The organism is Halobacillus sp. A5, assembly GCF_024189315.1.
Taxonomy (GTDB): domain Bacteria; phylum Bacillota; class Bacilli; order Bacillales; family Halobacillaceae; genus Halobacillus_A.
The window spans coordinates 530,150-549,127 of sequence record NZ_JAIZEO010000004.1 but is presented as its reverse complement, the minus strand read 5'-3'; the positions used below and the strand labels follow the sequence as shown (position 1 = coordinate 549,127).

Here is an 18,978-nt window from a genome sequence, read left to right as displayed (position 1 = left end):
TAAATTAGTATTGACTGGATTTTGACTGGTTTTTCTATAAAACTCCGTTTGAATCATAATAGCCTCTCATGAGTTCACTAAACTTTTGAGAGGCTTTCTCTTTTCCTAACTTTAAGAAGTAAAAACTGGTGGGAATTATATCTCCTTAATATTACTTAAGGACAACCAATTTATAGCAGAATGTGTAGCACTATCCTTTTTCTTCTCTCTCTCTTTCTTTAATTTCTGATTTTAGTTTCTCATAGTAATTACTATCTCCAAATCTTTCTTCTTCGAGGTAGTCTTTTATATCACTTAGAATTGAAATTAATTCAGCGTTCTTCTCATCTTTCTTCTTGACTTCTTCACTAGATCCATCAATGTTTTTCCTGAAAATTTCAATAACTATTATTGAGAACCTTATTGCATTTGAAAGCAAAGAACATAATAAAAAGAAATGTATAAATGTTTCTCCAGGAGTGACTAGATTTGTATTTATAATAGACAGTATCAAAAAAGAAAAAGCAAGAAATAAAGACCAAGTGGAATAACCTATAAATCTATCGGAAGTATCATCCTCAGCCATTTTAAGAACTGCTCTAGAATAATTTGTGCCTAGTACAGACATAACCGTTATTAAAAAACCTATTAATACTATGGAAATGTTAATTAATAGCCCGACTTTGTCTTCATTAAAAATTAAGGATTGTAATTCACTTTCTATGTTATTAACGATGGTTAAGTAATGAGAGTTTGGATCAATAAATAAATATATTAAATTTAGAATTGCAAGAAGCAGCATCCCAAAAAAAATTTTGGGTAATAGTATTTCAAACCAAAAATCAAATGCGTATATAATCATTGCCTTTATATCTGAAAAGCGGTTTTGAAATTTTTGCTTAAAGCTATTAGCCACTTCTATAGCTCCCTTTCTTTCCTTTATTGTCACTTATGACTCGATAATGATCTTCAACTACTAGTATCAGTCGATTGTCTAAAAAACTTCGTGCATCTTTAAAACTTATTCTTATTAAGTCTCTTTTAAACCGGTTATAAGCTTCATTAATAGCTCCATAGTTATGTATTATTGTATTTATAATTTCTGCAGCGACCAATTCCCAACCTGGATAAGAGGCTGGGTTGTTATCGAAAATAATATCTTTTAAAGGCCCCCCATTATTCTTTAGGTCTACATTATCTAATTCTCCTGTCTCTGGATCTCTATATCTCACTCTTAGCATATCAACATGCTCACTGTTTAGTTGAAGCATTTCGAGCATAGTTAAGGCAGTCTCAAATTCCATAGTCTTATCTTTTCCATTTCCCACACCGAACACTAAACGAACTTTGTTTGCATCTAAATCGTCCTTTGCTTTACCAATACCCCTAAGAGATTGTAATACACTGTTACGCTCTTTTTCCTCAACTATGGAAGATTCAAAAACACCCATTTGGTATTCACTAAGAGCCATGGAAATTTCAATTGACCTTATTTGTGAAGATCTTTTAATATCTTCTAACCCTTTGTATGACATAATCGGGCTCATAACAATTTCGTATTTTTCATTTCCGCTCTGATCTTTTGGTAGGAATGTGTTTAAATATTTTTCAATCCCAGTTTCTTTTATACCGTGCATACTTCCTTCTATAGCGAACGTGGAGGTATTATCATCATACACAATTGTTACCATCTCAATTACATCTTTCTTAACTTCACCTAAATCTTGTGGTGAAAGGATATCACCAATGTAAGGCTTATAATCTTGTCGATATTTTACAAATGGTAATATTCTATAGTTTGGCTGTTTTTCATTAAATTCTAATTTTCGAATGGCAGTAGGGTATCCATCTATTTTTCTGAGGCGCTCACTCCAATTAACCACTCCAACTTTATCTAAAAAATCTCCAACTGAAATATTAGTTTTACTATTTCCTTCGTATATTGCAACACTAAAAAATTTGACTGTTCTTGACATAGAAATTTTCCCCTTTCATACCTATTACTTCTTACTTCGTTAGAAGAGACAATTTTCCTGTTTATATACCAATATTTTTATGTTTGTAAAGAAAAAGTCACCTTTTTATTTGGTAAGGTGACTAAATAATGCGTATTCAGTTTAACTTTAATTAACTAAATAGAATTCCTGGTTCAATCTAATGCCCCTTTCATAAGTTCACTAAATTTTTCAGATGCTTTTTGTTCCATATTTTTAGTAATGTGGGCGTAGATATTCATAGTCGTATTTATATCCCCGTGCCCTAGCCTCTGCTGAATTTCTTTTGCACCGACTCCAGCTTCAATTAAAAGAGAAGTGTGCGTGTGTCTGAATGAATGGGGGGTAACACTTTTTTCTATTTCACTAAGCTTCAGTAAACGCCTCATACGGTTTTCGACTGTTTTTATAAAGTCTGGGTACCCTGGGTTGTTAATCTCTTTCGCAAAGACGAATCCAAAATCATTATACTGATCTCCAAGAGCCAATTTTATTTCTTTTTGGTAAGTTAAATGCTTCTTAAACTCATTGATCACTTGCTTGTCCATTTTTAACGTCCGTATAGACCCTTTTGTTTTGGGAGTGAGCAGCTGATAATCCTTTGTATTATTATTAGGGTTATAATAGGTCTTTGTAATACGAATGGATTCATTATTAAAGTTTACATCACTCCACTTGAGTGCCAGCATTTCTCCTACACGCAAGCCACTATAGGCAAGGGTGAGAAACATAATAAAATCTCTATCTAGTCCCTTTTCCTTAGCTGTTTTTAAAAAAATTATCAGTTCATTCTTCTCTAAAAATTTTATTACCTCATCATTCTGCTCAATTTCCTCGACTGTTTCTATTTTCTTTGGGATTTTTGCGAACTCACTTGGATTTGTTTTAATAAGGTTATATTCTAACGCCTTCTTAAATAACATTCGGCCAGTAGTATGGATTCCATCCAAAGTATTATGGGCATATCCTTTTTCGTGTAGGTCATCAAGAACTGCTTGATAGTGTTTTCTTGTAATATCAGATAACTTCATTTTCGAAAAATATCTTCTGAAGTGCTTCAACTCTTTAGTACGCCCACGATGCGAGCTAACCTTAGAATTTTTCGCATAGAAATTAAGCCATTCATCGGCAAACTCGGTAAGAGTAATATTATTTTCTTCAACAAAGGATCCTTCTCTTAACTCCCTTTCTAATTCCTCTGCTTCAACTCTTGCATCTGTTTTTCTTGTGAAACCCCCCTTAGACTTTGTTCTTCTGGTTCCGGTGACTGGATCTAACCATTCTATTTGATAGGACCACTTGTTACCTCTTTTTCTTAGATATGCCATAGTATTACCTCCTATCTAAACTGTAAGTTATAAAATGGTTTTTACTGGTACAATAGGACGTCGCTTTATTCTTTCCAGTCGTTCCTGGCATACATCTAAAGGAATATTAAAGTCTCGAGACCATACATCAATGATTTCAGGATCACTCAACGTATACTCTTTGATCATGTGATAGGGTAGCGAGGCGTAAAGAGTGAAGTGCCTTGCATCTCTTTCTTGAAGCTCATAAAAATCTTCAGGCATTATTAACTGCCGTCCAGCATGTCTCAATGCGTGGCAAAGCTCATGGAAGAATTGCTCTCGTTGGTTTATCTGGGGAAGGCGGCTATCTAAAACAATTTCTTGAAACTTCCCTAATTTCATATAACTAGCTTGAGTGGGTCTAAAGTTGACAAAGATTTTGTTCTCAAATCCAATGTTATGAACACTTAAATCAGTCGGTTCTTTAAAATTGTGATTTTTATACCACTGAGTTATAAGGTCTTCTAGAATTGTGGTTGTGTAACAAGGGAATTTCAATCTTAATCACCATCCTTACAAGCATTATACGAACAAGTGTTCTATTATTCAATATATAATCACAAAAAATGGATTTGGAAAAGGTAGATTTGGATGCTTAATTAACAAAAAACCTAAAGTATAGGAGTTCATCTCCAGAACCATAATGAAAATAAAATTCATAGTTTGGGAGAGTGATAGAAAATGTTCCTAACAGAAGCTTGGGAGAAGTATTATGTCGATAAAAAGATTGAAGGTTACTCACAACTAACACTGAAAACATACAGCCTACAATTTAATATGCTGGTGAAATACTTTGGAGATATTGATACAGAAGAGGTGGCTATCGATCAGTTAAAGAGGTATTTGGTTGAGGTGGGCGGACATTTGAAGCCTTCTAGTCTTGGAAACAAGGTTCGTTTCCTTAGATCTTTTTTCAAATGGCTACATGAAGAGGGTGTTATCAACGAAAATCCAGCAATAAAATTAAAAGAACCTAAAGTTGGCAAGAGAATCCCTAAGTTTCTTACGGAGATGGAAATTGAACAACTTAGAGAATCGTGCTTAACTTCCTTGGAAAGGGCACTTTTCGAATTTTTTTATTCAACTGGGTGCCGTATCGGAGAGTTAGTAAATCTGAATAGAGAGGATATCAATTTCTCAGAAAGATCGGTTATTGTAAAAGGAAAAGGAGATAAAGAAAGAGAAGTCTACTTCAGTATTCGTTGTTCACTGTGGCTACAGAAATATATAGAGGAGCGCATAGATCATGATGAATGTTTATTTATTACAAATAGAAGACCTAAAAAGAGAATGAGTATTGAGATTATCCGATATATTATTAAACAGATATCCTTACGCGCAGCTATTAATAAAGAAATACATCCTCATCAATTAAGGCACAGTTATGCTACCCATATGCTTAATAATGGAGCACCAATCGAAGTTATCCAAAGCTTGTTAGGGCATGAAAAAAGTGAAACAACGAAAATTTATGCTCAACTAAGTGGTAAGTTAAGACAGGATTTCTATAGTAAATATTTTTAGGAGCCGTGCCTGTTAAAAGACATGGCTCCTATTTTATTTGTAAGAAATGCTTGTTGTAAAGAGGTTAATTTGAAATAATTGTTATTAAGAATTAGGGCGATTATCTCGAAACTGAGTCTTCGAGAATGGCAGGTTTATTGAAGACTCAATTTTGAGATAATTATCATTTAATAGAGAAATTAAAGAAGCACGCTCTATCCATTTTTCTGGGAGAGTGTGCTTTTATATCTTTTAACTATACCTTAAATTTTTGCTTGGAGCGTTTCTTTCATCTTTGACCAAGCTATGATTCCAGAAATAAACGGCAGGACGGCGACAAGGCCAATGGCCCAATTAACATTAATGATGTCTGTAATGATTCCTGCAAATAATGCACCAAAGGCGTAGCCACTGTCTCTCCAGAACCGATAAACGCCCATGGATGTGGCGCGCCATTCTGGATGAGCCACATCGCTTATGGAAGCAAGAATCGTAGGATAAACCATGGCCGTTCCTATTCCTAGTAGTGCCGCACCAATGACCCATAAAGAATAGGTATTTACGATTAAGATAAACCACAACGATAATGCCTGACCAAACATTCCAGGTACGATCAGTTTTTTCCGCCCTATTTTATCGCTCCACACACCGGTAAATAATTGAAACAATCCCCAGGCTGCTGGATAAACCGCGACCACTGTTCCAATCTGTGCGACACTTAACCCGCCGGCCGTAAGAAAAATCGGAAAAAGCCCCCAGGCCATTCCGTCTTTTAAGTTCGTTGTCAGTCCAGCAAAGCTGTTGCTTGCTAAATCAGGGTTTTTCCACGACGTTCGCTTGAATACTTCCCATGTGGAAACAGGATCTGACTCGGCCTTGTGTTGTTTCGCCTGGGTTTTCACATGTTGGTCCGTATTTTGGACGATAAGAGATAAAATAAATCCAACAACTACGAATGCGATTCCAATATAAAAAGGTTCCGGACTTAGAGAATAAGTAGAAGCAACATAACCGGATACAGCTGCCATGATCGCAACACCAATATAGCCGGCGAATTCGTTAAAACCGACGGCTAAACCTCTCTGGTTTGATTTAGCAAGATCGACTTTCATGTTAACTGTCATCGACCAGGTGAGCGCCTGGTTAATTCCTAGAAAGACATTTGCGACGATCACGACCCACCAGGCATGAGCGAAAATAACCAGAATCGGAACGAATAATCCGATTCCCCAACCCAAGAGAAGTACTTGTTTTCTTCCCATCCGATCGGCTAGATCACCTGCGAAGAAATTGACAATCGCTTTTGAAAAACCAAAGCTGATAATAAAGGACAGGGCTGCACTCATGGAAGCTAATCCGAACCGTTCTTCTCCTATAATCGGTAAAATGGTTCTCTCCAAACCAACCATTGACCCGACAAATAGGTTAATGACCACTAATAACACAAATTGAACAATATTTTCTCTTACACCTACTTGAACATTTCCCAAATGATCTCCCTCCTTAAAAGAACCTGATTTTGAATCATCAGGTTCTTTAGTCTGTTATTTTCCTTGATTCGTTTTACGTGTCTCTTTGAAGTTTTCTGGCTGAGGAGGTACATCTTCGGTCATATATTTGATAAATTCATCTTTGTTTTTCATTTGTAAAGCGTGGTTAAAACGCTTCTCAAACCCCACGGTTGAGGCGGGTTTTCCGCTTAACTTTCGTCCGCATACGGAACCGGAAAAAGCGCCTGGATAAAGTTCGATATGATCATCCAGACTCGTAATCTTTTGAAGGCTTTCATAAAGGTTCCCTGCTCCTTCTTCAAGAGAAGTGGCCAGTTCTGTACGGCCTGCATCTCCGACCATTAACGTGTGCCCTGTTAATACGAACCACGGATCATCGCCTCTTGTCGTATCTGTAACGAGAATGGATAGATGTTCAGGTGTGTGACCGGGTGTGTGTAAGAAAGTTAATTTCGTGTTCCCTGCCATAAGTTCTTCACCATCTTCTACGGCAGTAAAGTCATAATCTGTGTCCGCAGAACCATGGAGAACATACTTTGCTTCACTTTTTTCTGCTAAAGAAAGTCCTCCTGAGATGTGATCGGCATGAAGATGAGTATCAATGACATACTCAATATTCATTCCTAAACGTTTGGCTTCTTCCATATAGAAATCAATTTCTTCTTGCAACGGGTCTACTACAACTCCTGAAGCTTTACTACCGCAGCCAAACAAATAGGAAGCTGCGATAGGGATAGGATTTGTGTGCATATATTGACGAAATAGCATTTAAATTCCTCCTTGAGTTACTGGGTTGAATTTTCTTTGTACAGGTTCCATTCATGAATCCCTGCTTCTAAACGTGCGGCTTCAAAGCCTTCTGCCTTCAAATACTCGACAGCTTCTGTTGCATAGACACAGTACGGACCGCGGCAGTAAGCAATTACTTTCTTATCCTTTGGAAGGTCACGTATATAATCATTCAATTCTTCCATAGGGAGGGAAATCGCACCATCAAGATGTCCGTTTAAATATTCTGCTTTCGGTCGGACATCAATCAAAACGTGGCTATCCTCTTCCTTTCGTTCGACCCAGTCCTCCAGCTCCAGCGTTTCTAACTCATCGCCTCTCATAATGAAGTCTTTACGCAAGAGGTTGACCTCAGCAATTTGTTCTTCAGCAATGGATTTCATGGAGAATAGAAGGTCCACTACCTTAGGGTTAGCGAGGTAATAAATGACATAGTTCTTTTCCTTTTTATAAATTACTAAACGAGCTTCCAGTAATGCCTGTAAGTGTTTAGACGTATTAGCCATAGACATTTTTGTTTCCTTAGATAAAACTTCGACGGATTTGGGTGATTGAGAAAGTAAATCGAGCAATTCTAATCGCTTAGGGCTGGACAACACCTTGCCAATCCGGGCAAATTCTTTATAGATCGTATCTTTAAATGATCTGGCATCCATGATTAATTAGACTCCTTTAATACTATTTAACTTAATAGTTGAATAGTATCATTAGGGAATAGGTGTTGTAAAGAATAATGGATGAGGAGAATTGAGGCTGAGGTTAGTTGTTGAGTTTGACAATTGTTTCATTTCACTCTAATATACAACTATTCAATTGTTCAGTTGAATACGTGGAGGAATGTGAATAGATGCGGTTTGGGTTTTTTAGAAAATGTAAAAAAGAGAGGAGAGGTTTTTTGTCTGATAACTTACAAGATACAGTTCACGATTACATAACTGCTCCAGATAAAGTAAAAAAGATGTATAGAAAAGTATTAGTAGTAGTAAGTATCTCTCAAATTTTTGGAGGAGCAGGGCTTGCTGCGGGGATTACAGTAGGGGCACTTTTAGCACAAAAAATGCTCGGTACGGATGCTTTTGCGGGGGTTCCAGCAGCCTTATTCACTTTAGGATCGGCGGGAGCAGCTTTAATCGTCGGAAGACTCTCTCAACGGTATGGACGTCGCACAGGTCTAGCGACCGGTTTTATTGTAGGAGGGGTTGGTTCGGTTGGAGTGGTTCTTGCAGCAGTATTAAATAGTGTCATTCTCTTATTTGCTTCTCTTTTAGTCTACGGTGCTGGTACAGCAACCAATTTGCAAGCTCGTTATGCAGGGACAGATTTAGCTAATCAACAACAACGAGCGACTGCTATAAGTATCACAATGGTTATGACAACATTTGGTGCAGTGGCGGGTCCGAATCTAGTAGATATTATGGGGGAAGTTGCCCTTTTTATTGGAATTCCACCACTTGCAGGTCCATTTATTTTATCTGCTGCGGCTTATATCTTGGCTGGTCTTGTACTTTTTATCATGTTACGCCCGGACCCGCTAGATATCGCAAAAAGGATATCAACTTATAATCAGGAAAATGCTCAACACATTGATAATGATCTTATTGACAATAATCTAAATAAAAGAGGGCTTACTGTCGGGGCTACGGTTATGGTTCTAACCCAACTTGTTATGGTCGCAATCATGACTATGACACCTGTCCATATGGAGCGTCATGGCCATGGTTTAACTGATGTTGGAATTGTTATAGGCTTTCATATTGGAGCCATGTACCTTCCATCCCTTGTAACAGGTATTCTTGTTGATAAAATAGGGCGGACGGCTATGAGTATAGCTTCTGGTATCACTTTATTAATGGCAGGTTTATTAGCAGCTTTAGCACCAAGTAATTCTGTTATTCTATTAATCATCGCACTTTCTTTACTTGGATTAGGATGGAACTTTGGATTGATCAGCGGCACTGCTCAAATTGTTGATTCGACAATGCCTTCCACAAGGGCGAAAACTCAAGGGACACTTGATGTTTTTATTGCTTTAGCCGGTGCTTCTGGGGGTGCTTTGTCGGGGGTGGTCTTAGCGAACACAAGTTTCACGACATTATCTATAGGAGGAGGACTTTTATCACTCGTTCTTATACCTGTTGTGATTTGGTCTCGTCGCAGTTAAGGCTCGGCCCGACATGGTACTGGCCGCAGTATGAAAGCATGATTACCAACCTTGTTAGAGAATTGAATCTAGGAACGTTCGCCCAGCACACAAAAGGGGCAATGCTTTCAGAACGATCCCTAAACACTCCGCCAGAGCGTTATGTACGTCCAGAAAATTCGAGTGAAAGGTCGATTCGCTTTAAAGGCGGGGTGCAGTCTTCTTATTGATGCTGTAGCAGATACGATTCCTTCAGGGTTAATCGAGCTTAAAACGCGAGTTACAGCAATTCGACGGGGTGAAGACGGTGCTATCACGGTTGAAGCAGACCTTGCTGATGGAAGTACAAAAAAAGTTTCAGCAAGTGCTGTTATCTTAGCATTGCCACCTCGTGTTGTGGGACATCATATTAACTTCTCTCCTTCATTACCTCAAAATATTATAACTGACCTAAAAAGCAAACCCACTTGGATGGCAGGACAAGCCAAGGCAATAGCCGTCTATGATCGTCCCTTTTGGAGGGAGTCGAGGCTCTCTGGATTTGCAACAAGCTGGGTTGGACCCTTACAAGAAATCCATGATGCTTCTCCTGAAACAGGCTCTGGTGCTTTATTTGGATTCTTTGGCATGCCAGCGAAAACGCGCCGAGAACTAGGGGAGGACAAAGTCTTAACTTTAGTTATTGATCAATTGGTCGGGCTTTTTGGCCTCTCCGCTAAAAATGTAAAGACAATTCTATACAAGGATTGGTCCACAGATTCCGAAACGGCTGTTGAGGAAGATATGGACTTACTTAGAGATTTTCCGATCTATGGTCAGCCCCCAAAATCAGGGGTATGGGAAAAGAAAATAATTTTTGCTGGTACAGAGACCAATTCACAATATGGTGGCCATCTTGAAGGTGCCCTCCTGGCAGCTGAACAGGCAGTTTTAGAAATTAACCTAACCAGTTAAAGATCCATTTCTTTTAGTCTGAAATTTAGATGTTTTGGTGACTGGATTATTATTTAATAATAAGGCTCTGTTAAAGTTTGGTGAAATGATGACGATATCTAATTGTGAATACGATTATTGTGGGATATGAAGCTTATTTTAAAGAGATTCAACAGTAAAATAAACGTTTGGTGGAACGATTGTAGAGCAATTTCTAACTATTCATTCTGGTATTCTGGCCTTTACCATGAATCTTACGATAATGATTATGCTTCTGACAGCCGTGGAAGGGGTAGTTAAAAGCCAAGGGATAAAAATAGGAGAAAACTTAAGTATAGCTGGGACAAATTTTAGTATGGATCGTTAGTCTGCTATGAAAAATGGAGAGAATGGAAGACACAGTGGAGGAAGAAATTATTAATCTGTTTCTAATGGAACAGTAAAATTAAAAATGATCCTACAACTGCTTCTTCATTTTTATAACGCGATACCTTCCCTTTAACCAAACAGGATGCTCTTCCACGATTTTTAGTCTGTGCTTATACATATCGTATATATCGTCAAAGTTTACCTGTATATCCGTTCCAAGGACCGTCGCTGCTTTGCTTAAAATCTGCTCACCACAAAGAGGAGAGTGATTTTCGTTTGTGAATTTATCGAACACCCATATTTCCCCATTCTCTTTTGTTACACGGACCATTTCTTTAAAGCATTGATAGGGGTCTGGGACTACTGAAAGAATTAAATTAGCCACGACCACGTCGAAGGAACGATCTGGAAAGAATAAAGTTTGAGCATCCATGACAATAAACTTGGGGAAGTAGCCATTATGATTTCTCTCGGCTTTTCTCAGCATGGAAGGAGATAAGTCAATCGCTGTTACATTTAAGTCTGTTCCTTTTAGATAAGGGAGATCTGCTCCGGTTCCTGCTCCATTGAGTAATATTGAATGACCTGAAGAAAATGTTTCCTTTTCAAACATAATTTTACGGCCTTTTGCAAATGCCCCTCTATTAAAAAAGAAATCATAAACTGGTGACCATGCTCTATAGATCATAGAATTCCAATGGTTATTCATTAGATTAACTCCTTTGAATTGTCTTAGGTAAATCTCTAAAATCCCGTCCACCCACCGTAGAATTGATTAGTGATATAGGAGGTCAGTTGTCTCATCCAGCCAAAGTAAAGGAAAATGCCCATCGCAATCATCGTATAACCACCTATTTTCATGATTTGATTTTTCATTGGTTCTCCTTTTCTATAATCTCTTCCTTCCCATCCATAAGAGTGTGGTGATTAATGTAAAAGCGGTCAGCGCTAAAAAAGGGATCGTGATAAAACCTGCCCAGTTAATATATTCCGTATTACATGGGACTCCCTCAGCACATGGTTTAACCGATGCGAATCCAGGCACCTTCTGCTCCATATAATGAAAAATTGAGACGAGGCCTCCGATAATAGGGAAGGGGAGAGCATATTTAATGATACTGCGATCCCCGAAATAAGCAGCGATTCCTAATAAGAGACTTAATGGATACATAAATATACGCTGAAACCAACATAGTTCACATGGGATGTAGCCTTTAATCTCACTAAAATAAAGGCTGCTGAGAGTAGCAATAACGGCGACGAGCCAGGCCAGATATAACGTGTAATCCTTCCACTTGGATTCTGTGTGTTCGGTTTTACTCATCGTTACCCTCCAGCTCTTCGTTAATGAGGCTAGAGATGGCATCATAATCGAACGGGTCTTCGAGAACCTCACCATTAATCATGAGGGTTGGCGTCTGCTCGATCTTGTGTTCCACAACCAGATCATCATCCATAGCTACAGCTTCTTCCACCTGGCTTGAAGTAAGATCTTCCTCAAACTGCTCGGAATCCAGCGAAGGAACACTATTTTCTGCGACTTCTAAAAGTTTTTCATCTGTAATCCACTCGGCGTCATGATTTTCCTCAGGCTGCTCCTCAAACAAACTCTTGTTAAACTCCCAGAAGGCTTCTTCACCCTGGTTGTACACAGCTTCCCCGGCCCGGGCGCCCAGCTCTGATTCCTGGCCGTGGAATAGGGTGTTGATATACGTCAGGCTGACATCTCCTTTATCGATGTAGTCTTCTTTTAACTGTGGATAGACTTGATCACTCCAGACTTTACATGCAGGACATTTATAATCACCAAATTCAATAATTTCAACGGGGGCCCCTTCTTCCCCTATTGTTGGCTGCTCTTCTGTAGAAGGCGCTTCTTCCGCTGAATCAGAAGACGTTGTCTCTGATGACTTTTCTCTGTTATCGAGTACGACAAATACAGCAACCAGTCCAATGACAAATACGGTTAATAGTACAATAAACCTCATCGAGCTCTTTTTATTTTCTGGCATGATCATGTTCTCCTTTTTTCTTTTTTTCTGATGATTGTTTTAGCAAAGTGACGATAAAGAGAATAAATAAGATCATAATGCTTCCGGCTGCCACGATAACGGAAAGAAAAAAACTATTCATCTATTTATCCCCCTATCTTTTTATAAATGATCAATGTAACTAGGACAAGTTCAGTGTATGGAAATTTAATCTAACATTCAAGTGATTATTAGAATAAAATTATTGACATAATTGTTACAGAGTCATACACTATAAACAAATAATCAAACGAATATTAGAATAAGGAGTGTAATCATGAGTGACATGATCAAAAATAAAACCAATGCCGATACGTGTGATACCTTTTGCTACGATGAAGAAATTGTCAACCGGATACAGCCGGAAATAGAGAAGGTGAATGGTGTTGAATTAATATTCAAGGCTTTATCAGATGCTACAAGAGTGAAGATTGCCTATGCTTTAACATTAGAAAAGGAACTCTGTGTGTGTGATGTGGCTAACATCATTGGCTCAACGACAGCTACCGCTTCTCATCATTTAAGGCTGCTGCGCAATATGAAATTAGCGAAGTACCGTAAAGAAGGAAAGTTGGTTTTCTACTCATTAGCTGATGATCATGTTCATCAACTCGTTTCGATTGCACTACTTCATTCAAAAGAAGACGAAAAGGCGTAGATCATTAGGAGGTATACACCATGAGTCAATTCGATAAATCATCACAATCAAGCTGCTGTTCCAGTCATCAGGATACTGAAGCAGAAAAAACAAAACAAGCAAGCTCTTGCTGTTCTACAGAAGAATCTCATAAAGAAAAAACTTCTTCGTCCTGCTGTGGAAATGAGGCACAAGCAGAACCAGCCACTTCTTCCTGCTGCCATACAGAGGAAACCAGCAATGAGCAACAGACTGAAGATGAACCAGATCTCAATAGCATAGAGTACAACATTAGCGGGATGGACTGTCCTTCTTGTGCGGCGACCATTGAGAAAAGCTTGAGTAAAACAAAAGGGGTTCAATCGGTTCAAGTCAACTATGGAACAGGAAAAATGGCCGTAGGGGCCGAAGATCGTTCGGTTCACGATCAAATTCCTAAGCAGGTGCGAAAATTAGGCTTTGAAGCTGAACCAGTTCGTGCAGCAAATCATAAGCAAACTTACACGATCGAGGGGATGGACTGTGGTTCCTGCGCTGCAACCATTGAAAAGCATCTTAGCAGGAATCCGAGTATTCAGGAAGTTCGTGTGAATTTTTCCACAGGGAAAATGCAGGTGGATCATACGACCCATCAAAAAGAAATTGTAAAAGAAGTAGAAAGAGCTGGATTCAGCGCTTCTTTAGAGGAATCCTCCGGCCAGCAGAAGGACCAGATGTCGAGTAAGAAAAATGGAATGCCAACTACTACTTTATCCGGCGTTTTTCTGGCCCTGGGCTTTATAGGTTCTTTTACAGCTGTTCCTGAAGCCTTTATTACGGCATTCTATGCTGCAGCTATGCTCATTGGAGGGTATAAGCCGGCAAGAAGCTCATTTTACGCGATTAAAAGCGGCTCTCTTGATATGAATGTTCTTATGGTATCTGCAGCTATTGGGGCAGCTATTATTGGCGAGTGGTTTGAAGGGGCTACCGTCGTATGGCTTTTTGCTCTAGGAAACACGTTACAAAACCGCTCGATTGAGCGTACCAGAGATTCGATCAGAAGTTTAATGAATCTCACCCCGTCGGAAGCTAACGTGAAGACCGGGGATCAAATCATCCGCAAGGCAGTAGAAGAAGTAAAGGTCGAGGATGTCATCATCGTAAAGCCAGGGGAAAAAATTCCCCTGGATGGAGAAGTGCTGACGGGAGCTTCCAGTATTAATCAGGCTCCGATTACAGGTGAATCTTTACCCGTTGATAAGCAACAGGGAGATACCGTATACGCAGGTACTGTTAATGAAAGTGGCTCCTTAGAAATCAAAGTTACAAAACTGGTGGAAGATACAACGATTGCTAAAATTATTCATCTCGTGGAAGAGGCGCAGGAAAAGAAAGCCCCGACCCAAGCGTTCGTCGATCGTTTTGCCAGTGTATATACTCCAATTGTTTTTGTTTTAGCTTTATCAGTTATGGTGCTGCCCCCGTTATTTGGTTTCGGTACGTGGGGGGAATGGGTTTATAAAGGGCTTGCCTTACTCGTGGTAGCCTGTCCTTGTGCCCTCGTGATTTCCACCCCTGTAGCCATCGTTTCAGCCATCGGTAATGCAGCTAAGAATGGCGTACTAATCAAAGGCGGCACGTTTTTAGAAAAGGCTGGATCCATTCAAGCCATCGCATTTGACAAGACGGGAACCTTAACTGAAGGGAAACCTAAAGTGGCCGAAGTTATTTCTCTCAATCAAAATAGGGAAGAACTCATCTCCATTACCCGCACAATCGAAGAGCATTCGACTCACCCAATCGCTCAAGCTATTACAGCCTATGCGGATGAGAGAGACATCTCAGCAAGGGAAGGGATTGAGTTTAAAGCCATTGCGGGTAAAGGCGCCCAGGCCACAATTGATGGTGTAGAATACTTTGCCGGAAATCCCAAATTGTTTAATGAATTGGAGGTTTCTCTCCATGAAATAGAAGAACGTATCCATTCTTTACAAGGAAACGGCAACACCCTTGTCGTTGTTGGGACTCGTTCAGAAATACTTGGAATGATCGCTGTTGCGGATACCATCCGGGACATTACCGTTCAATCGATTCATGCTCTTAAAGAAATTGGAATGAAAGAGATGGTCATGTTAACGGGTGATAATGAAGGAACCGCGAAAAAAATCGCAGGCGAAACAAGTGTGGACCGCTATTTTGCGGAACTGCTGCCTGAAGACAAAGTGACAGCTGTGAAGAAACTGCAGGATGAAGGAAAGCGTGTTGCGATGGTGGGAGATGGCATTAATGATGCCCCGGCCCTGGCTACAGCTGATCTTGGCATCGCCATGGGCGGCGCTGGAACAGACACGGCCATGGAGACGGCGGATATAGTGCTAATGGCAGACAATTTAGAGAAGCTGCCTCATACTATCCGGTTAAGCCGACGGGCCCTGCACATTATCAAGCAGAACATCTGGTTCTCCTTATTAACCAAACTTGCTGCGCTCGTGCTGATATTCCCAGGTTTCTTAACTTTATGGATGGCCGTTTTAAGTGATACAGGTGCCGCCCTGATTGTCATTCTAAATAGTATGAGATTGTTAAAACAGAAATAAACATTATATAATCCGAATACAGCTTCTGTTTGAAGAAGCTGTATTCGTTTTTTTAGAAAGATGAAATACACATAAAAATCACAAAGTATTTAGGTTCAAATGAGAATATTTGGGATTCTAGATTTAAAGATCAAGATCCTTTTAATGTCTTCATTCGATTTGTACCTGAAACTGTAGTAGTTAGAGATCAATTGTATAAAATCGATGAAAGTTGAGACACAAAAAGAATTTAAAGAGAAATATCTCGAAATCAGGTCTTCCGTTATTTGGGGCAATTCTGAAACAGAAGAATTGCCCTCTTCTTAATGTTTTGGGCAGATATCTGGAAGACTTGATTTCGAGATAAATAGCTCAAATTCCACGAAAGATACTGCTTAATTGTTCTAGCCATCTATATTTCATTTATTCTTTATTACTTCCCATTGAGTAGGGTCTACTGAGCGGTTTCTTATATAGTTACCCTTAGTGTTAGTGAGTAACAGATATTTTTGACCCCCAATTCCAAATTTTGAATAGCATGCATGTTTACAGAATGGTATGCTGGCACTAATATATTTGTACAAACAGGAGTTGAATCTACTCATTACAAAGCAAAGGGGATTACAAGAGATCCTGTAACCAAGGCATTAGGAAGAAAAGGTGATAAGTATTGATCGGATAATTTCATATTCATCAAATTCTTAAGCCAAGGCACAATCCACTTTAACGAAGGCAAGAAGTACAAATCAAATCATCGAGAAAGTTGAAGCAAGGAGTGGTTCCTTGGAGAAAGCATTTAAGTAGCGGCTGCGAGGGAAAAGGAAAACTGACGGAAATCATAGAGGAAGCCGTATACTTTTCAAGTGAGGGGAAAGGATGTTAGTAACACTACTTTTAAAGAGGCTATCTTATGGAAAAAATCTCTGCATATCAGTTATTTATCCTAACGTACATGTTCCAGATTGGGACGACCACACTTTTTGGATTCGGTACAGAAGCTGGAAGAGATGCATGGTTGGCAACTTTACTTTCAAGCTTTTTGGGATCCATACTAATTCTATTGTATATAGGCTTAATGAAAATGAATCCAGGGCTCACCCTCGTGGAATGGTTTCCTCATCATTTTGGAAAAGTGATCGGTATTCCCCTTGCCTGGCTTTATCCTCTCATCTTTTTATTTGATGCAGGAAGGATTGTCGGTGATCTCAGAGATTTGATACCAACGACTTTGCTGCCAACCACCCCTCCTATAATGTTCAATACCCTTTTCCTGGTGTTAGTGGCTTTCGGTTTGTATTTAGGGATTGAATCTTTGGCCCGGGTGGGAGAGATCATTTTTCCGCTCCTTATGTTTCTCCTTGGGATTGAAATCATTCTGCTGTTTAGTTCTCAAATACTTAATTTTAATAACTTTTTACCTTTCATGGAAAAAGGCTTTTCCCGAGTATGGAAGGCCACCTTTCCTGTAGGAATTCTTCAGACTTACGGAGAAACGATTGCGCTTGCTATGATTTGGACCCAAGCTAGTAACCCGAAAAGTATTCTGAAAGTGACGTTGATCGCTTCACTTATATCCGGGGTTTTACTCGCGCTAAGTGTTGGGTTAACTATTTCAGCATTTGGTGAAGAATTGTATATGCAAAACATTTATCCCATTTATCATTTGCATCAAGTCATCGATGTTGCTGATTTTATCAATAATTTAAATGTTTTTGGGGTGATCTATTTCACGACTACCATCTTCTTCAAGCTTTATATTAAAGCAGCAGCTGGGCTGATTGCGATTCAATATTTGACGAGAATGAAGGATTATCGTCCCATGATTATCCCTGCTATGATTATCATTCTCTTTATAGGGCTTACGGTTTCTGAGAATGTGATCGAACATATTTACGAATTATCCTTTAAATATGTGAATCGCTATGTATGGTTCGTATTATTTATCATTCTTCCCTTTTTACTTTTTGTTGTATCCACGATTCGTCATAAACGCGTTAAAGAGTAACCCCTAGGTTTTATGGGGGTTACTCTTTTAATTGATTATTAAGTGACTAACCCTACATCCCGGATCTTTATATTTACATCAACAGTAACCTCTGTTTCTGTAAAAATTTCCTCCCAATTCTGTTTCACTTGCTTCCATTCTTGTGGATGCTTTCTAAAAAGTGTTAACCCAAAGTCTAAAATGTCTGTCTGATATTCAGACTGTACTTTATCAATCATGTCTTCTACTCTTTTTTGATAGTATTTCTCCGCTTCTTTTTCCAGTCGTTCCACATCTTTTGAAGCAGATAAATCCAAGTTGGTGTTGTTTTCCTGTACGGATCCTTTCCCGTCTAATTGAACGTGAAGATGCATTTTCCCGTCCTTAACTTTTGGGGAGATCTTTCTTTTTAGATCCTGGACGCGAAGCCCCGCTGTTTGATCTTGGCCACCATAAGGGATTACAAGAGCAATATATTCTAGTTTGTTTTGTATCCACAGAAGATCTTTCGATTCGTCTTCATTCAGGTAGCCGACCAATTGCAGCTCTTTGTTAAATGCAGCTAGTCCATAAAAGTCTACACTCTGTTCCGGACCTGATAAACCTGGGGAAGATTGGATTTCCCAGGCTGTGAGGACGGGATTGCTTGGACCATACATTCTTTTTTGGAAATCAAGAAATGTAGTGGTCACACCTTGAGCAAACTGTTTTTGAATGTTGTTTGTAGAAAGGGAAGTGGCCACTTCCAGATCACTGGTATTCGTCAACAAATCGACAGACCTTCCTCCCTTGACCACAGAGTAGTTGGCCCGAACAGGAAAATCATTGTAACGTAATCTCATGTCTATGCTTTCTTTGAGTCCTTGTTTTGCAAGCTCTTCTCCTGCAAAAAAAGATTGCTGCTGAAGCCGAAATATCTTTCGTTCCACTTTATTTTGAATGTTCTGTCTAGCATCGAAGGCTGTTTTTCCAGTTGCAGCCTTTACTAGAACACTCTGTTCTGGTGCTTCTCCTCCTCTTTGGTTGATTTGTCCGAATTTAGAAGGGATCGCTATTTGAAGGCTCGAAACATACTGGCCTTCCTCATCGAGGTCCATTCCTCCCCCAAGAACGATGGCTCGATCATTCAGTTCTATTGAATCCCAGCAGCCAGTTAAGAAAATTAAAGAGAGCAACGCTGCAATACATATTCTTTTCATGTG

General features: G+C 39.2%; 19 protein-coding genes. 6 read left to right on the top strand and 13 right to left on the bottom strand.

Translation table 11 applies throughout. The features are described 5' to 3' along the window. Window positions 1-190: 190 nt before the first annotated feature. From LF822_RS17860 to LF822_RS17845, 4 genes are all read right to left on the bottom strand, one after another. Window positions 191-895: a hypothetical protein gene (locus tag LF822_RS17860; RefSeq protein ID WP_253925432.1), complete on the bottom strand. Its 705-nt coding sequence runs from the start codon at window positions 893-895 to the stop codon at window positions 191-193. Further along, on the bottom strand, window positions 888-1,955 hold the full coding sequence (locus tag LF822_RS17855; RefSeq protein WP_253925431.1) for a DUF6731 family protein: 1,068 nt from the start codon (window positions 1,953-1,955) through the stop codon (window positions 888-890). Before LF822_RS17855 ends, LF822_RS17860 begins: the two co-directional genes overlap by 8 nt. Before the next feature lie 173 nt (window positions 1,956-2,128). Next, window positions 2,129-3,301: a tyrosine-type recombinase/integrase gene (locus tag LF822_RS17850; protein ID WP_253925430.1), complete on the bottom strand. Its 1,173-nt coding sequence runs from the start codon at window positions 3,299-3,301 to the stop codon at window positions 2,129-2,131. A 27-nt stretch (window positions 3,302-3,328) separates the two neighbouring features. After that, window positions 3,329-3,820 carry an ImmA/IrrE family metallo-endopeptidase gene (locus tag LF822_RS17845; protein WP_253925429.1) on the bottom strand — a complete coding sequence of 164 codons (492 nt, stop codon included), beginning with the start codon at window positions 3,818-3,820 and terminating at the stop codon, window positions 3,329-3,331. A 183-nt stretch (window positions 3,821-4,003) separates the two neighbouring features. Between LF822_RS17845 and xerA the strand changes: the two genes are divergently transcribed. After that, window positions 4,004-4,846, top strand: coding sequence for a site-specific tyrosine recombinase/integron integrase (gene xerA / locus LF822_RS17840; protein ID WP_253925428.1), 843 nt, complete (start codon window positions 4,004-4,006; stop codon window positions 4,844-4,846). A 242-nt stretch (window positions 4,847-5,088) separates the two neighbouring features. Here xerA and LF822_RS17835 read toward each other — a convergent pair whose 3' ends face one another. Genes LF822_RS17835 through LF822_RS17825 form a run of 3 tightly spaced genes read right to left on the bottom strand, consistent with a single transcriptional unit; the run spans window position 5,089 to window position 7,781 of the window. After that, window positions 5,089-6,315 (bottom strand): MFS transporter, encoded by a 1,227-nt coding sequence (locus tag LF822_RS17835; protein WP_253925427.1) that lies wholly within the window; start codon window positions 6,313-6,315, stop codon window positions 5,089-5,091. Window positions 6,316-6,369: 54 nt separating this feature from the next. Then, the gene (locus tag LF822_RS17830) at window positions 6,370-7,104 is read right to left on the bottom strand and encodes an MBL fold metallo-hydrolase (protein WP_253925426.1); all 735 of its coding nucleotides are present in this window, start codon (window positions 7,102-7,104) and stop codon (window positions 6,370-6,372) included. A gap of 17 nt (window positions 7,105-7,121) precedes the next feature. After that, window positions 7,122-7,781, bottom strand: a complete 660-nt coding sequence (locus tag LF822_RS17825; RefSeq protein ID WP_253925425.1) for an ArsR/SmtB family transcription factor — start codon at window positions 7,779-7,781, stop codon at window positions 7,122-7,124. 302 nt (window positions 7,782-8,083) lie between these two features. Between LF822_RS17825 and LF822_RS17820 the strand changes: the two genes are divergently transcribed. Together LF822_RS17820 and LF822_RS17815 are read left to right on the top strand one after the other, a co-directional pair. After that, the gene (locus LF822_RS17820; RefSeq protein WP_371925959.1) at window positions 8,084-9,286 is read left to right on the top strand and encodes an MFS transporter; all 1,203 of its coding nucleotides are present in this window, start codon (window positions 8,084-8,086) and stop codon (window positions 9,284-9,286) included. 162 nt (window positions 9,287-9,448) lie between these two features. Beyond that, on the top strand, window positions 9,449-10,219 hold the full coding sequence (locus LF822_RS17815; protein WP_253925423.1) for a flavin monoamine oxidase family protein: 771 nt from the start codon (window positions 9,449-9,451) through the stop codon (window positions 10,217-10,219). A 436-nt stretch (window positions 10,220-10,655) separates the two neighbouring features. Here the strand turns inward: LF822_RS17815 and LF822_RS17810 are convergent, their stop codons facing one another. The 5 genes from LF822_RS17810 to LF822_RS22900 are packed head-to-tail and all read right to left on the bottom strand — an operon-like array spanning window position 10,656 to window position 12,700. After that, complete coding sequence (locus LF822_RS17810; RefSeq protein ID WP_253925422.1) at window positions 10,656-11,276, bottom strand: class I SAM-dependent methyltransferase; 621 nt, start codon at window positions 11,274-11,276, stop codon at window positions 10,656-10,658. Between the two features lie 35 nt (window positions 11,277-11,311). Next, complete coding sequence (locus tag LF822_RS22905) at window positions 11,312-11,443, bottom strand: hypothetical protein (RefSeq protein ID WP_256522285.1); 132 nt, start codon at window positions 11,441-11,443, stop codon at window positions 11,312-11,314. Window positions 11,444-11,456: 13 nt separating this feature from the next. Beyond that, window positions 11,457-11,891 (bottom strand): disulfide oxidoreductase, encoded by a 435-nt coding sequence (locus LF822_RS17805; protein ID WP_253925421.1) that lies wholly within the window; start codon window positions 11,889-11,891, stop codon window positions 11,457-11,459. After that, window positions 11,884-12,579, bottom strand: coding sequence for a DsbA family protein (locus LF822_RS17800; protein WP_253925420.1), 696 nt, complete (start codon window positions 12,577-12,579; stop codon window positions 11,884-11,886). The genes LF822_RS17805 and LF822_RS17800 overlap by 8 nt, the downstream gene beginning before the upstream one ends. Beyond that, entirely contained in the window at window positions 12,566-12,700 is a 135-nt protein-coding gene (locus LF822_RS22900; RefSeq protein WP_256522284.1) for a hypothetical protein, read from the bottom strand. Before LF822_RS22900 ends, LF822_RS17800 begins: the two co-directional genes overlap by 14 nt. 174 nt (window positions 12,701-12,874) lie before the next feature. Between LF822_RS22900 and LF822_RS17795 the strand changes: the two genes are divergently transcribed. The 3 genes from LF822_RS17795 (at window position 12,875) to LF822_RS17785 (ending at window position 17,797) form a co-directional block, all read left to right on the top strand. Then, complete coding sequence (locus LF822_RS17795) at window positions 12,875-13,255, top strand: ArsR/SmtB family transcription factor (protein WP_253925419.1); 381 nt, start codon at window positions 12,875-12,877, stop codon at window positions 13,253-13,255. Between the two features lie 20 nt (window positions 13,256-13,275). Then, window positions 13,276-15,813, top strand: a complete 2,538-nt coding sequence (locus tag LF822_RS17790; protein WP_253925418.1) for a heavy metal translocating P-type ATPase — start codon at window positions 13,276-13,278, stop codon at window positions 15,811-15,813. A gap of 889 nt (window positions 15,814-16,702) precedes the next feature. Beyond that, window positions 16,703-17,797, top strand: a complete 1,095-nt coding sequence (locus LF822_RS17785; RefSeq protein ID WP_253925417.1) for a GerAB/ArcD/ProY family transporter — start codon at window positions 16,703-16,705, stop codon at window positions 17,795-17,797. A gap of 38 nt (window positions 17,798-17,835) precedes the next feature. Here the strand turns inward: LF822_RS17785 and LF822_RS17780 are convergent, their stop codons facing one another. Continuing rightward, window positions 17,836-18,975, bottom strand: a complete 1,140-nt coding sequence (locus LF822_RS17780; RefSeq protein WP_253925416.1) for a Ger(x)C family spore germination protein — start codon at window positions 18,973-18,975, stop codon at window positions 17,836-17,838. Window positions 18,976-18,978 lie beyond the last annotated feature (3 nt).